This window comes from Streptomyces sp. NPDC048196, from assembly GCF_040652715.1.
GTDB lineage: Bacteria > Actinomycetota > Actinomycetes > Streptomycetales > Streptomycetaceae > Streptomyces > Streptomyces siderophoricus.
Genome location: NZ_JBEZMM010000033.1, coordinates 74,466 through 88,488, shown reverse-complemented (window position 1 = coordinate 88,488; position 14,023 = coordinate 74,466). Strand labels below are relative to the sequence as shown.

General features: G+C 72.9%; 12 protein-coding genes. 9 read left to right on the top strand and 3 right to left on the bottom strand.

What is annotated here, in order from left to right; all coding sequences use genetic code 11:
* Positions 1-188 precede the first annotated feature (188 nt).
* The gene (locus AB0E02_RS27315; RefSeq protein ID WP_030412914.1) at positions 189-530 is read right to left on the bottom strand and encodes a chorismate mutase; all 342 of its coding nucleotides are present in this window, start codon (positions 528-530) and stop codon (positions 189-191) included.
* Positions 531-793: 263 nt separating this feature from the next.
* Between AB0E02_RS27315 and fdhD the strand changes: the two genes are divergently transcribed.
* Entirely contained in the window at positions 794-1,642 is an 849-nt protein-coding gene (gene fdhD, locus AB0E02_RS27310; protein ID WP_362143521.1) for a formate dehydrogenase accessory sulfurtransferase FdhD, read from the top strand.
* Positions 1,643-1,803: 161 nt separating this feature from the next.
* On the opposite strand, the gene AB0E02_RS27305 is transcribed toward fdhD, so the two are convergent.
* Positions 1,804-2,253: a MarR family winged helix-turn-helix transcriptional regulator gene (locus tag AB0E02_RS27305; RefSeq protein ID WP_362143518.1), complete on the bottom strand. Its 450-nt coding sequence runs from the start codon at positions 2,251-2,253 to the stop codon at positions 1,804-1,806.
* Positions 2,254-2,389: 136 nt separating this feature from the next.
* Between AB0E02_RS27305 and AB0E02_RS27300 the strand changes: the two genes are divergently transcribed.
* Together AB0E02_RS27300 and AB0E02_RS27295 are read left to right on the top strand one after the other, a co-directional pair.
* Positions 2,390-3,331 (top strand): zinc-binding dehydrogenase, encoded by a 942-nt coding sequence (locus AB0E02_RS27300; RefSeq protein ID WP_362143515.1) that lies wholly within the window; start codon positions 2,390-2,392, stop codon positions 3,329-3,331.
* Positions 3,332-3,657: 326 nt separating this feature from the next.
* The gene (locus tag AB0E02_RS27295) at positions 3,658-5,634 is read left to right on the top strand and encodes a sialidase family protein (protein WP_362143512.1); all 1,977 of its coding nucleotides are present in this window, start codon (positions 3,658-3,660) and stop codon (positions 5,632-5,634) included.
* Here the strand turns inward: AB0E02_RS27295 and AB0E02_RS27290 are convergent.
* A complete protein-coding gene (locus AB0E02_RS27290; RefSeq protein ID WP_362143509.1) occupies positions 5,517-6,692 on the bottom strand; it encodes a bile acid:sodium symporter family protein in 1,176 nt (391 codons plus the stop codon). The genes AB0E02_RS27295 and AB0E02_RS27290 overlap by 118 nt on opposite strands.
* 225 nt (positions 6,693-6,917) lie before the next feature.
* Here AB0E02_RS27290 and AB0E02_RS27285 point away from each other — a divergent pair, with 225 nt between their 5' ends.
* The 6 genes from AB0E02_RS27285 (at position 6,918) to AB0E02_RS27260 (ending at position 14,008) form a co-directional block, all read left to right on the top strand.
* Complete coding sequence (locus AB0E02_RS27285; protein WP_201804937.1) at positions 6,918-7,781, top strand: LysR substrate-binding domain-containing protein; 864 nt, start codon at positions 6,918-6,920, stop codon at positions 7,779-7,781.
* Positions 7,782-8,043: 262 nt separating this feature from the next.
* Positions 8,044-9,870, top strand: a complete 1,827-nt coding sequence (locus tag AB0E02_RS27280) for an AMP-binding protein (protein ID WP_362143505.1) — start codon at positions 8,044-8,046, stop codon at positions 9,868-9,870.
* 121 nt (positions 9,871-9,991) lie between these two features.
* Positions 9,992-10,999, top strand: coding sequence for a hypothetical protein (locus tag AB0E02_RS27275; RefSeq protein WP_362143502.1), 1,008 nt, complete (start codon positions 9,992-9,994; stop codon positions 10,997-10,999).
* A gap of 14 nt (positions 11,000-11,013) precedes the next feature.
* Positions 11,014-11,847, top strand: coding sequence for an aldo/keto reductase (locus tag AB0E02_RS27270; RefSeq protein WP_362143499.1), 834 nt, complete (start codon positions 11,014-11,016; stop codon positions 11,845-11,847).
* Between the two features lie 179 nt (positions 11,848-12,026).
* The gene (locus AB0E02_RS27265) at positions 12,027-12,818 is read left to right on the top strand and encodes a VOC family protein (RefSeq protein ID WP_362143497.1); all 792 of its coding nucleotides are present in this window, start codon (positions 12,027-12,029) and stop codon (positions 12,816-12,818) included.
* A gap of 113 nt (positions 12,819-12,931) precedes the next feature.
* Positions 12,932-14,008, top strand: a complete 1,077-nt coding sequence (locus tag AB0E02_RS27260; RefSeq protein ID WP_362143494.1) for a DUF1266 domain-containing protein — start codon at positions 12,932-12,934, stop codon at positions 14,006-14,008.
* The last annotated feature ends 15 nt before the right edge of the window (positions 14,009-14,023 follow it).

Here is a 14,023-nt window from a genome sequence, read left to right as displayed (position 1 = left end):
GGCCGCAAAGCGCAACGACAGACGACCTGCGGCGGGACAGACAGGTACGTGCGGGGCGCCGCAAAGCGCAACGGCGAGCAAGCCCCGCGGCGGGAAAGACGGCTACGTGGGAGGCGCCGCAAAGCGCGCAACGGCGAGCAACCCCCACGGCGGGACAGCCAGGTACGTGGGAGGCCAGCCAAGCACCGTCAGCGGTTGTTCTGTTTGGCGATGGCCTTATGGTGGCGGACCACTTCGTCGATGATGAAGTTGAGGAACTTCTCCGCGAACGCCGGGTCCAGCCGGGCGTCCTCGGCCAGGCGGCGGAGGCGCTCGATCTGCGCCGCCTCGCGGGCCGGGTCGGCGGGCGGCAGGCTGTGCCGGGCCTTGAGTTCACCGACCTGCTGGGTGCACTTGAAACGCTCGGCGAGCAGATGCACCAGCGCGGCGTCGAGGTTGTCGATGCTGCCGCGCAGATAGCGCAGTTGCTCACGGGCCGCCTGGTCGGCGACGGTGGCCGCTTCGCCGGCCGCCGGTGTCCCTTCGCTCATGTGCCTCTCGCCATCCGTGGTCGTTCCGGTGCGTCGCTCGGTACTCCGCTGGTGATCACCTGCACATTACCCGGCTGAGGGGTGGCAGCCGGGTGCGGTCTCGCGGATCGGACCATGTAGGTCGTTGCCGGCCGTAGTCGCCGCCGGGTGTCCGCCGCGGCGGCCGGGCGGTCTCGGATGCGAGGTCGGTCCGTACGTGCAGGACAATGAGGTCGTGAAGCGCTTCGGCCACCAGCACATACCGAACCGGGACTGAGGACGACATGGGACGAGTCACGGAGCGACGAAAGGTCATCCGCATCCGGGACGGGGCGGTCTCCACCCGGCCGGACACTCTCGTCGCCGAGGAACCACTGGAGATCCGGCTGAACGGGAAGCCGCTGGCGATCACCATGCGCACCCCGGGCGACGACTTCGCACTGGCGGCCGGGTTCCTGGTCAGCGAGGGGGTGCTGGGCGGCGCCGGTGATCTGCAGAACATCCTGTACTGCGCGGGTGCGACGGCGGACGGGGCGAACACGTACAACGTGGTGGACGTGAAGACCGCGCCGGGTGTGACGGTCCCCGACATCACCCTTGAGCGGAACGTCTACACGACCTCGTCCTGCGGACTGTGCGGCAAGGCGAGCCTCGACGCGGTGCGTACGACGGCCCGCTGGACGATCGATGACGCCCCGCCGCTGCGGCTGGAGCCGGAGCTGCTGGCGGGACTGCCCGACCGGCTGCGGGCGGCCCAGCGGGTCTTCGACCGGACCGGGGGGCTCCATGCGGCGGCCCTGTTCACCGAGGACGGCGAACTGCTCGACATACGGGAGGACGTGGGGCGGCACAACGCCGTCGACAAGCTGATCGGCCGTGCCCTGCAGAACGGGCAACTGCCGCTCTCCCGGACGGTTCTGCTGGTTTCCGGCCGGGCGTCGTTCGAGCTGGCGCAGAAGGCCGTGATGGCGGGGATTCCGGTCCTGGCCGCGGTCTCGGCCCCGTCGTCGCTGGCCGTGGACCTGGCGGCGGAGACGGGTCTGACCCTGGTGGGCTTTCTGCGCGGTGCGTCGATGAACGTGTACGCGGGTGAGCACCGCCTCGCCCTGCCCGCGACGGCCGCGACGAGCTGAGACCGGGCGGCGGGCCGAGACCGGGCGGCGGGCCGAGACCGGGCGACGGGCCGAGACCGGGTGGCCGGCCGAGACCGGGCGACGGGCCGAGACCGGGTGGCTGGCTGGGGTCCCGGCGAGGGGCGCGGGTCGGTGCGTGAGCCGGTGGCCGTCGGGGCCGATCACCGGTCCGGCAGGGCGATCTTGCCGAGCAGGGTGATCAGCTGGGCGCGTTCGTCGGGGGTCAGGGCCGCGGTGAGTTCCGCGTTGGCCTGGTCGCCGAGCTGCTGGGTGCGGCGAAGCCGCTGTTTGCCGGCGGTGGAGATCTCCACGGCGTTCTTGCGGCGGTCCTTGGGGTCGGGGGTGCGGGTGACCAGTCCGTCTTTCTGCAGGTCGTTGACCAGCGCGACCATGTCCTTGGGGTCGATGCCGACGGTCCGGCCGAGTTCCGCCTGGGAGACCGGGCCGAGCTCGTCGACCGCCGACAGCACGGCGTGGTGCATCATCCGCATGCCCTCGGTGGCGAGGGCGTCGGCGACCAGTCGGTGGCCGCGGGCCGCGGCGCGGCCCAGCAGCCAGCTGGGGAGGGCGCGGATACGGCTGGGGGCGTAGGGGGTCTCGTCGTGGGACATGGGACCACCGTAGCGAATTCCATGGGGAGGACCAACGAAAAACCATTGGCAGAACCAATGGTTTGTGGTTATCGTTGGGGCACCCAATGACACCGGCCGGCGCCCGTCGGCCGACTCTTCCTGGAGGTGCCGGCCCATGCGCCGAGTCCGATTCCATTCCTACGGCGGTCCCGAGGTCCTGCGCGTCGAGGAGGCCGAGGCGCCGGTGCCCGGCCCCGGTGAACTCCTGGTCCGCACCGAGGCGATCGGCGTCACCCTGCCGTCCGTGCGGCGGGTCCGCGGTGACGGCAAGGGCGGCGGCGATCCGCTTCCTTCGATGCCCGGCGGGGAGATCGCCGGCGAGGTCGTCGCGCTCGGCCCGGACGTCACCGGCTTCGCCGTCGGCGACCGCGTCACCTCGCTCACGCTCACCGGCTCGTACACCGAACTCGCCCTGGCGCCCGCCTTCCTGGCGAGCCGGATACCGGACGGTGCGAGCGCGGTGGACGCGGTGGCGCTGGTGCGCAGCGGCCATGTCGCGCTCGCCGCGCTCAGCACCGCGGACCCGCGGGGCACCGAGTCGGTGCTGATCACGGGCGCGGCCAGCGGCACCGGGCACCTCGCCGTCCAACTCGCCAAGTTGCAGGGCGTGCCGCGGGTGGTGGCCGCCGTCGGTTCGGCCGCCAAGGCGGAGTTCCTGTACGACCTGGGTGCCGACGAGGTGGTGACGTACGACCAGGAGTCCTGGGGCGAGCCGGTCGACGTGGTGCTGGACGGGGTGGGCGGAGAGGTGCTGCCGCGGGCACTGGCGGCGGTGGCCGAGGGCGGCCGGCTGGTCTTCTTCAACTCCGGTGGCGGGACCGTCCCGGCGTACGAGTTGCTGGCCGGTTCGAAGACCGTCATCGGGCTGACCATGCGCCGGTTCGCCACCGTCCACCGGGAGCGGTACGAACGCCACCGCGAACAGCTGTGGGAACTGGCCGGTTCCGGGCGGCTGCGGGTGGCGGTCCATGCCGAACTCCCGCTGGCGGACGCCGCGAAGGCGCACGAGATCATCGAGGGCCGGACCAACCTCGGCAAGGTCGTGCTGCGGCCGTGAGCACCGGCGACCGGCGACCAGCGACATCGCAGGGCCGGGAGGGCGGGAGGAGTACAGCCCGGGAGGGCGGGAGAAGTACGGCCCGGGAGGGCGGGAGGAGTACAGCCCGGGAGGGCGGGAGAAGTACGGCCCGGGAGGGCGGGGCGGGTGCGGCCGGGAGGGCGGGGCGGGTGCGGCCGGGTGGGTGAATTCCGGTTGGGGCGCGGAGTACCGTCGCACCTCCTTGTCGCGGTCCGCACGCGGCAGTAGCTTCCGTCAGGGATGCACATAGGACGTGGGATGTCCTGATGACCCGACCGCCGATCCCTCGAAGGGCAGGCCGGACCATGACGTCAGTTCTCCGCGCACACCCCAGCCCCCGCCGCAGATCCAGGCGCCGCCGCGCCGCCCTCCTGCTCTCCGCGCTGACCGCCGCAGCCCTCACCCTCCTGCCGAACTCCCCCGCCCAGGCGGCACCCGACGCGGCGTCGGACGTGCCCGGCGCCGCCGCAGTCGTGCCGCCGGCCGGCGGCTTCGAGCAGCAGGTCCTCTTCAAGGCCGCCCAGGAACAGGGCTACTTCTGCTTCCGGATACCGGCCGTGGTCAGGTCCACCCATGGCACTCTGCTCGCCTTCGCCGAGGGCCGGCGGCACGACTGCGGCGACTCCGGCGACATCGACCTGGTCCTCAAGCGCTCCACCGACGGCGGCCGCACCTGGGGTCCGCTCCAGGTCGTCAATCGCGGCGGCGGCGACACCCACGGCAACCCGGCGCCCGTCGTGGACCGCCGTACCGGCCGCATCGTGCTCGCCGAGACGTACAACAAGGGCCGGACGGACGGCCTCAGCTGCGATGTGCCCTGTGACCGCACCCCGCACCTCCAGTACAGCGACGACGACGGCGCCACCTGGTCCGCGCCCCGTGATCTGACGTCCGACATCCGGCCCGCGCGGTGGAATTCCTGGTACGCCACCGGCCCCGTGCACGGCATCCAGCTCACCCGCGGGCGGCACGCGGGCCGGCTGGTCCTCGGCATCAACGCCGAGAGTTACGCGGGCAATCGGGTCACCGCCAACCACGCCGCCCTGGTCCACAGCGACGACGGCGGGGACACCTGGAAGGTCGGGGCGCTCGACACCTGGCCGATCGCCGCGGACGGGACGTTCCGGCAGAAGCCTTCGGAGATGACGCTGCTGGAACGTTCCGACGGCGCGATCTACGTCAACGGTCGCGAACAGGACGGCACCGACCTGGGACATCGGACGTGGGCGGTCAGCCGCGACGGCGGCGGCTCCTTCAGCGCCCCGTTCCGCGCCCTCCCCGACCTCTATACGCCGATGGTGCAGGCCTCCGCGCTGCGCCTGCCGCACTCGTCCGCCGCCGGCGGCCGCAGCCGCACCCTCTTCGCCGCGCCCGCCGATCCCGACCGCCGCCGGACCATGACCATCCGCTCCTCCTGGGACGAGGGCCGCACGTGGGAGGGCGCCGACCGGGGCGCCCGGGTCACCACCGACTGGTCCGGCTACTCGGACCTGGTCGCCGTCTCCCCCGAGGTCACCGGCTTGATGTACGAGGGCGGCCGGGTCGACGCCCGGGACGAGATCCGGTTCGTCCGCTTCACCGAGGAGTGGCTCGGCCCGCGCCGCGGTCCCGACCCCACGACCCGCGACACCGCCCCCGGCGCCCGGCCCGCGCTCGTCCTCGGCGGTCCGCGCCGTACCGACGGCCGGTTCGGCGGGGCGCTCGACTTCGACGGCAAGGACGACGCCGTACGCCTCCCGTTCCGCACCTCCCTCCCGCTGGGCACGCACGACTTCACCTGCAGCCTGTGGTTCCGCTACGAGGCCGGGAGCGGGGAGCAGCCGCTGCTGTGGATGGGCGGGGTGGGCACCAGGGCGCCCCAGGTCGCGCTGGAGGGCGATCCGGTGCACGGCAGGATCGTCGCCCGGCTCACCGCGGTCGACGGCGCCGGGACGGCCGCCACCGCCCAGGCCGTCACCAACGGCGCCTACAACGACGGTGACTGGCACCATCTGGCGCTGCGCCGCACCGGGGGCCGGCTGCTGCTCACCGTCGACGGCACCGAGACCACCGTCGTGCCCGACGTTCCGGGGTCGGTCAGCCGCGGGTCGGTCTTCGGCGTCCACCTCGGGCAGAAGCCGGACGCCCGTGCGCAGTTCACCGGCGCGCTGGACGAGGTGCGGGTCTACCGCCGGGCGCTGACCGACGCGGAGCTGTCCGGCGTCCGCGAGGACGACGCCCCGGTGAGCGCGCCGCTGGTGCTGGGGCTGTCGTTGGACCGGGGCAGCGGGCCGGGCAGGTAACTCCCGCCGCCGGCCGCCGCGGCGGGGTCGTCGCCCTCCCGCCGCGGCTCCGGTCCCGCCGCCGCGGCTGCGTCTGCGTTTGCTGTTCCGTCTGCGCCCCAGCGCCGGGCCAGCACGGCACACACCATCAGCTGCATCTGGTGGAAGAGCATCAGCGGCAGCACCGCCAGGCCGGCCTGGGCGCCGAACAGCACGCTGGCCATCGGCAGCCCGGCCGCCAGGCTCTTCTTGGACCCGGCGAAGGTGATCGCGATGCGGTCCGCGCGGCCGAAGCCGAGCCGGCGCGACCCGTACGACGTCCCGGTCAGCATCACCGCGAGCAGCACGGCCTCCACGCCCAGCAGGCACAGCAGCCGCAGCGGTGAGACCTGGTGCCAGATGCCCTGGACCATCCCGGTGCTGAAGGCGCTGTAGACGACGAGCAGTATCGAGCCGCGGTCCACGTGGCCGAGGGCCTTCTTGTGGCGGGTGAGGAACGGCCCGATCCAGCGGCGCAGGAATTGCCCGGCCAGGAACGGGAGCAGCAGCTGGCAGACGATCGTGACCAGCGAGCCGGCCGAGAACCCGCCGCCGCTGCCGTGCAGCACCAGCCCGGCGAGCAGCGGGGTGACGACGATGCCGACGAGGCTGGAGAAGGAGCCGGCGCAGATCGCGGCCGCGACGTTGCCGCGGGCGAGGGAGGTGAAGGCGATCGACGACTGGACCGTCGAGGGGACCAGGCACAGGAACAGCAGCCCGGTGTAGAGGGCGGGCGGCAGGACGTACGGGACGAGGCCGCGGGCGGCCAGGCCGAGCGCCGGGAAGACGGCGAAGGTGCAGGCCAGGACGGTCAGGTGGAGCCGCCAGTGGCGCAGGCCGGCCATCGCCTCGCGGGTGGAGAGCCGGGCGCCGTAGAGGAAGAAGAGCAGCGCGACGGCTCCCGTGGAGGCGCCCTCGGCGACCGTGGCGGCCGGTCCGCGGGCGGGCAGCAGTGCGGCCAGGGCGACGGTGCCGACCAGCGCCAGGATGTAGCCGTCCACGGGCAGCCAGGAGGGCGGCTTGGGCAAAGGGTGGCGCATGGTCTCTCTTCGGTGGTCCGGCGGGCGACGGGCGGTGCGCTGCCCAGGGTGCCGGGCCGGGCGGCGATCGGGAAGCCCTCTTACCGTGGTAACTGTCATCATGGATCGCGATGGGCCATGGATCGCGGTGGTGCATGCATCACGAGGGCCTCGCGACGGCCGGGCCCATGACCGTCGGCGACGGCCGCCCCACGCGTCGGCCGCCCCACGCCCCCTGGAGGTGTCATGTTCGAGCCCGTGCAGCTGCGCACCTTCCTTGCGGTGGCGCAGACGCTCAGCTTCACGCAGGCCGCGCAGCGGCTCGGGCTGCGGCAGTCCACCGCGAGCCAGCACGTGCGGAAGCTGGAGGAGGCGGCCGGGCGGCGGTTGTTCGTCCGGGACACCCATGGTGTGGAGCTGACCGAGGACGGCGAGGCGATGCTCGGTTTCGCGCGCACGATCCTGGAGGCGAACGAGCGGGCCGCGAGCTTCTTCGCTGGGACCCGGCTGCGCGGCCGGCTGCGGTTCGGGGCGTCGGAGGACTTCGTGCTGACCAGGCTGCCGGAGGTCCTCGAAGGGTTCCGGCGGGACCACCCCGAGGTCGATCTGGAGCTGACCGTGGAGCTGTCGGGCACGCTGCACGAGCTGCTGGCGGCCGGGCGGCTGGATCTGGTGCTCGCCAAACGACGTCCGGAGGAGAGCCGCGGCCGGCTGGTGTGGCGCGACCGGCTGGTGTGGGTGGGTGCCGAGCGGCTGCGGCTGGATCCGCAGCGGCCGGTTCCGCTGGTGGTCTTCCCGCCGCCCGCGGTCACCCGGGCCCGGGCGCTGGAGGCGCTGGAGCGGCAGGGCCGGGAGTGGCGGATCGCCTGTACCAGCGGAAGCCTCAACGGACTGATCGCCGCAACCCGGGCAGGTCTGGGCGTTATGGCACATACCAAGGGCATGATCCCGCCAGGTCTGGTGCAGATTCAGCCACGGTCGGGTCTGCCGGAACTGGGCGGCGTGGATTTCGCTCTTCTCCATGGGCGGCGCGATCGCGCGGCCCGGGGCCCGGCGGAGGCACTGGCCGAAGCGATCCTGGCCGGCGGCGACCGGCTGCAGCTTCCGTAGCGGGCGTGACCACGGATGTTCCGCGACCAGAGCGTGTGATCCGGTGTCAGGTGCAGAGATTTGGTGCAGATATGGTCCCGGCGTCGTGATCGTCCGGCGTTGAACAGCCCGGATCGTGTCCCTGCTTCTCCGAAGTCATCCGTTTTCTCCTCTTGGCGCGTTCCCGCGGGGACGGCTTCGCGCCGTGGTAGGCACCTGCCGGATGACGCCCCCGTGGGGTACGGTCGCGGCCTTGTGAGCAACACCACGAGGAGCTAGGTCATTGCGCGAGTTCACCGTCCCCCCTCTGGCGACCGCGCCCCGGGTCGGCGGGCTGGCGGATGCCGTGTACGACAACGCCGAGGCCGATCCCGGACGCGTCGCGCTGGCCCGCAAGGACGACGCGGGGAACTGGCAGGACGTCACCGCCGCCCAGTTCCGGGACGAGGTGATCGCGCTGGCCAAGGGCCTGCTCGCGCAGGGCGTCCGGTTCGGCGACCGGGTCGGCATCATGTCCCGTACGCGCTATGAGTGGACCCTGTTCGACTTCGCGCTGTGGTCGATCGGCGTCCAGTCCGTCCCGCTGTATCCGACGTCCTCCGCCGAGCAGGTCTTCTGGATGCTGCACAACGCGGGCGTCTCGGCGTGCCTGGTGGAGCACGAGGACCACGCGATGACCGTCGGCTCGGTCATCGACCGGCTTCCGCAGCTGCGCAAGCTGTGGCAGCTGGACGCCGACCCGGTCGCCGAGCTGACCGCGGCCGGTGCGCACATCGACGACGACGTGGTGCACCGCCACCGGATGGCGGTCACCCCGGACGCCACCGCGACGCTCATCTACACCTCGGGCACCACCGGCCGTCCCAAGGGCTGTGTGATCACCCACGCCAATTTCATGGCCGAGTCCGACAACATCGTCATGCGCTACGAGACGGTCTTCACCTCGAAGCCGAACGACGAGGCGGCGACCCTGCTGTTCCTGCCGCTGGCGCACGTCTTCGGGCGGATGGTGCAGGTCGCCGCGGTCCGCGGCCGGGTCAAGCTGGGCCACCAGCCCGAGCTGGCGGCCCGGGCGCTCCTGCCCGACCTGCAGACCTTCCGGCCGACGTTCATCCTGGCGGTGCCGTACATCTTCGAGAAGGTCTTCGCCGCGGCCCGGCGGAAGGCCGAGGCGGAGGGCAAGGTCGGCCCGTTCGACAAGGCCGTGGAGATCGCGGTCCGTTACGCCGAGGCGCAGGAGAACAAGGCGTTCGGCACCGGCTCGGGGCCCAGCGCCTCCCTGCGGATGCAGCACCAGCTCTTCGACAAGCTGGTCTACAGCAAGGTCCGTACGGCGATGGGCGGCCGGGTGCGGCACGCGATGTCCGGCGGTTCGGCGATGGGGCGCCGGCTGGGGCTGTTCTTCGCCGGCGCGGGCGTGCGGATCTTCGAGGGCTACGGCCTGACCGAGAGCACCGCGGCGGCCACCGCCAACCCGCCCGAGCGGACCCGCTTCGGCACCGTCGGCACGCCCGTCCCCGGCACGACCGTGCACATCGCGGAGGACGGTGAGATCTGGCTGTACGGCGGGCAGATCTTCCACGGCTACCACAACGACCCCAAGGCGACCGACGCGGTGCTGCACGACGGCTGGTTCGCCACCGGTGACCTGGGCGCGCTCGACGAGGACGGCTATCTGACGATCACCGGCCGGAAGAAGGAGGTGCTGGTCACCTCCGGTGGCAAGACGGTCTCGCCGGTGTCCCTGGAGGAGCGGGTGCGGGCGCATCCGCTGGTCGCCCAGTGCATCGTCGTCGGCAACGACCGGCCGTTCATCGCCGCGCTGGTCACCCTCGATCCGGAGGCCGTCGCGCACTGGCTGGCCATGCGCGGCAAGCCGGAGATGCCGCCGTCGGACCTGGTGCGCGACCCGGACCTGGAGACCGAGATCCGGCGCGCCGTGGTGGCCGCCAACACGCTGGTCTCGCAGGCCGAGTCGATCCGTACGTTCCGGATACTGGCCCACCAGTTCACCGAGGAGCACGGGCTGCTGACGCCGTCGCTGAAGCTCAAGCGCAAGGCGATCGAGACGGCGTACTCGGTGGAGGTGGACGCGCTGTACAAGGGGTGAGGCGTGCGGGGCCGGAGGTACCGGCCCGGCCCGGGGCGGTGGGCGGGCTCCCCCGTGCGGCGGAGCCGGATCGGTCCCGGGCACGAGGATCGCGGGCCGGCGGCGCAGCAGACTCCGCTGCATGGACTCTCGCCGTCTCACCGTCCTCGGCCGGATCGCGGTCGTCGCCTGCCTGCCCTATCTGACGCTCAAACTGCTGTGGGTGCTGGGCTTCGACGTCGGCGTGGTCGACACCCACCGCATCGGCCGCGCCGCCTGGTTCGCGGCCAACCTCTTCACCTTCCTGCTCGACGCGGTCGCGGCGTCGGTGGCGCACACCCTGGCCCGCCCGGGCGGCCGGCGCGCCCCCGCCTGGCTGCTGGCCTTCCCGCTGTGGATGGCCTCCGGGCTGCTGGTGCCTCTGGTCACGGGCGTGGTGGGCGGCAGCGTCGCGGGTCTCCTGACGGGCCGGCCCAACCCGATGGCGGCCGGGGACTTCCTCGCGCCCTGGGTCTGCGGGGTGGTCTACGGCGGCTTCCTCGTGGAGGGCGTGACCCTGCTCGGTGCCTTCGCGGTGTACGCGCACCAGCGGTGGGGCGGTCTGCTGCGGCGCCCGGTGGACGCGCTGCCGGACACCGGCAGCCGGGCGCTGCAGCGGATCTTCCTGGTGCCGGCGGCGGTGCTGCTCGCCGTACTGGGCGGTGTGCAGGTGCTGTGGGGCGCCGGCTCGACGCTCGGGGTGCCGGCGGGTGACGCGGACGGGGGTACGGTGCTGAGCGCCGCGTCGGACTGGTCGCAGGGTCTGCTCTCGCTCGCCGGCGCGGCCGGGCTGCTGCTCCTGGTCCTCCCGCGGCTCCGGCCCCGGCTGCCGGTGCGGGTGCCGCTCGCCCTGGCGTGGACGGGCAGTGCCTCGGCGTTCGCCTGCGGCGGCTGTCTGTGGCTCGGCCGGGCGATCGCCGACGGCCTCTCCCCCGGCGCGCCGGCGGTTTCCGGCGGGCTGCCCGGCCTGGTGGGCGCGCTGGACCTGTTCGCCGGGGTGGTGGTGCTCTGCGCGGGCGGCTTCACCCTCGGCGAACTCACCGCCGGCGTGCGCGGGAATGTGCCGGGGCGGATGATCGTTGAACCATCCGGAACACGAACGTCGACATAAGGACCGATCCCCCCGTGAGCAAGGTTCCGTCCATCACGCTCAACAACGGCATCGCCATGCCGCAGCTCGGGTACGGCGTCTGGCAGGTCGAGGACGACCAGGCGTTCACCGCCGTGGGACAGGCCCTGGCCGCCGGCTACCGCAGCATCGACACCGCGGCGGCCTACGGCAACGAAGAGGGCACGGGCAAGGCGCTCGCCGCCTCGGGCATTCCCCGGGAAGAGCTGTTCGTCACGACCAAGCTGTGGAACTCCGGTCATGGCTACGACGCGGCGCTCCACGCCTTCGACGCCTCGCTGACCAAGCTCGGCCTGGAGTACGTGGACCTCTACCTCATCCACTGGCCGGTCCCGGCCAAGGGCCTCTACATCGAGACCTACCAGGCGCTGGAGAGGATCCTCGCCGACGGCCGCGCCAAGGCCATCGGTGTCTCGAACTTCCTCCCCGAGCACCTGCAGCGGCTGCTGGGCGAGACCTCCGTCGTCCCGGCCGTCAATCAGATCGAGCTGCATCCGCACCTCCAGCAGGAGGAGTCCCGCGCCTTCCACGTCCGGCACGGCATCGCGACCGAGGCCTGGTCGCCGCTCGGCCAGGGCCGGGGCCTCCTCGACGACCCGACGATCGGCCGGATCGCCGCCAAGCACGGCAGGACGCCCGCCCAGGTGGTGCTGCGCTGGCACGTCCAGATCGGCAATGTCGTCATCCCGAAGTCCGTCACGCCCTCGCGGATCGTCGAGAACATCGACGTGTTCGGCTTCGAGCTGGACGGTGACGACTTCGCGGCGCTGGCCGGCCTGGAGACCGGCAGCCGCCTCGGCCCGGACCCGGCCACGTTCGACATGGCCTGATTGCCGCGCGCACGGCGCCGCCCGGACCACCGGGCGGCGCCGTGCCATGGGCCCTCCGGCCCGAGTGGCGGGGTCGGCGGACGGCAGGAAGTGTGGAGGGTGGAGCGTGCGGCGTCCCCGGGCGCACCCGGCGGGCGGTTCGCGCGGCCCGGCCCGCCCCTGCCCCCGAGGAGGCCACGATGCCCGACGTCACCTCTCCCTATCAGCCCGGGACCCCCTGCTGGGTCGACCTCGCGGCCCCCGACCAGCAGGCCGCCATCGATTTCTATGCGAGCGTCTTCGGCTGGACCGGTGAGATCGGGCCCCCCGAGACCGGCGGTTACGCGGTGTGCCAGCTGAAGGGCAGGCCGGTGGCCGGCATCATGGCCGCGCTCGCGATGGACAACCAGCCCCCGCCGCCGACGGTGTGGACCACCTATCTCGCGGCCGACGACGCGGACACCGCCTCGGAGGCGGTCAGCAAGGCCGGCGGCACGATCCTGATGCCCGTCACGGACGTGATGTCGCTCGGCCGGATGTGCATCGCGGCCGACCCGACGGGGGCGGTGTTCGGTGTCTGGCAGGCCGTCGACTTCCCCGGCGCGGGCATCGTCAACGAGCACGGCGCGCTGATCTGGAACGAGCTCAACACCACCGATAGCTCCGCCGCGGCGGCCTTCTACCGGGCCGCGCTGGGCATCGAGAACGTCCCCCTGCAAGGCGCCGACAACTACTACGCGCTCAAGGTGAAGGACCGTGCCGTGGGCGGTATGCAGCCGATGTCCGAGCAGATGGCGCCCGACACGCCCTCGCACTGGCTGCCGTACTTCTCGGTGGCGGACACCGACCGGACGGTGGCGAAGGTGACCGCGGCCGGCGGCGCGGCGCTCCAGCAGCCGTTCGACATGATGGCCGGCCGGATGGCCGTGGTGACGGACCCGCAGGGCGCCACCTTCGCCGTGATCACGCCGAATCCGCTGAACCAGGGCTGACGACCGCAACCGGACGACCGCGGCCGGGCCGCCGGGCGGCGGCCGCAAGCGGTCTTGCCGGGCCGGCAACCCCGAAGTCCGCGGCGCGCGGCGGTGCTCGTAGGGTCGGGGCCGTGGCAACTCCGGGATGGATGCCGCCGACGGACACCGAGCGGCGGCTGTACGAAGCGACGGCGCGTGGTGACGGGGACGGACAGGTCGCCGCGATCGCCGGCGAGGACCTGTATCTGGCGGCCCCTCAGCAGGGCCAGGACCCGCTCCCCGTCTACGACGACCCTGCGGTGGGCGGGAAGTGCATCCCCGTCCTGACCCGGGGCATGCTGCCGCCGTGGCAGCCGCAGCAGCTCTTCGACCGGGTGTCGCTGGAGGAGCTGGCGCAGGACTGGCCGAACGACAAGTGGCGGCTGGCGGTCGACCCCGGCACGCCGTGCGCCGCGTACCTGGCCGCCACGCCCGCCCACCGGGCCGGCTGGCTGCGGATCCGCTCCCAGGTCGGGGTGCGGCCGGGCGGGCTGCTGGTCACGCACTTCGGCGGTCCGCTGCACGGGCCGGTGGCGCAGGGGCTGGCGTGCGGCGCGCCGCTGTCGGTGCATCACAGCGTGCCCTGGAACGAGCTGGGGACGGCGTTCCTCGACTCCGCGACGGACGCCGGCACGTTGCGCGAGCAGTGGTCGGTGACCGATCCGGTGGGCTGGCAGCAGCGCCTGGAGCAGCTGCTGGCGGGCCGGTTTGCGCCGGCGGACGCCGAGGCGGCGCTGCGCGCCCGGGCGGACCGGCGCACCGCGGACGCGGCGGACGCGGCGCCGGCCACCGACGACGCGGCGCCCCACCTGCCCGAGCTGGTGGCCCGGTACGAGGAGCGGTTCCGCGCGGACGGGCTGCTGCCGGCCGGCGGTGCGGTGGTGTCCGTGGTGGCGCTGGACCTCGCCCATGCCGTGGCCCTGGCCCGGTGGGGCCTGGGCGCCCGGCTGTGCGCGCCGCCGCAGGCCGAGCAGGCGGTCCAGCGCGCCGGGGCACGGGCCGCGGAGGTGTACGGCTCGTGGGAGGAGTTCGCCGCGGGGTACGCGCTGGGCCGGGTGCTGGCCTTCGACAACGGCTGGTTCGGTGCCGCGTACGCGGAGACGGTGCATCTGCACCGGGTGCTCACCCAGGATCCGTCCTCGCCGTGGCGGGGCCTGCCGTTCGCCTGATCCTGCCGCGGCCCG

What these genes read in the sequence shown, in the direction of transcription:
- AB0E02_RS27315 (WP_030412914.1), bottom strand. Translation starts at nt 530, where the DNA reads ATGAGCGAAGGGACACCGGCGGCCGGCGAAGCGGCCACCGTCGCCGAC.
- fdhD (WP_362143521.1), top strand. Translation starts at nt 794, where the DNA reads ATGGGACGAGTCACGGAGCGACGAAAGGTCATCCGCATCCGGGACGGG.
- AB0E02_RS27305 (WP_362143518.1), bottom strand. Translation starts at nt 2,253, where the DNA reads ATGTCCCACGACGAGACCCCCTACGCCCCCAGCCGTATCCGCGCCCTC.
- AB0E02_RS27300 (WP_362143515.1), top strand. Translation starts at nt 2,390, where the DNA reads ATGCGCCGAGTCCGATTCCATTCCTACGGCGGTCCCGAGGTCCTGCGC.
- AB0E02_RS27295 (WP_362143512.1), top strand. Translation starts at nt 3,658, where the DNA reads ATGACGTCAGTTCTCCGCGCACACCCCAGCCCCCGCCGCAGATCCAGG.
- AB0E02_RS27290 (WP_362143509.1), bottom strand. Translation starts at nt 6,692, where the DNA reads ATGCGCCACCCTTTGCCCAAGCCGCCCTCCTGGCTGCCCGTGGACGGC.
- AB0E02_RS27285 (WP_201804937.1), top strand. Translation starts at nt 6,918, where the DNA reads ATGTTCGAGCCCGTGCAGCTGCGCACCTTCCTTGCGGTGGCGCAGACG.
- AB0E02_RS27275 (WP_362143502.1), top strand. Translation starts at nt 9,992, where the DNA reads ATGGACTCTCGCCGTCTCACCGTCCTCGGCCGGATCGCGGTCGTCGCC.
- AB0E02_RS27265 (WP_362143497.1), top strand. Translation starts at nt 12,027, where the DNA reads ATGCCCGACGTCACCTCTCCCTATCAGCCCGGGACCCCCTGCTGGGTC.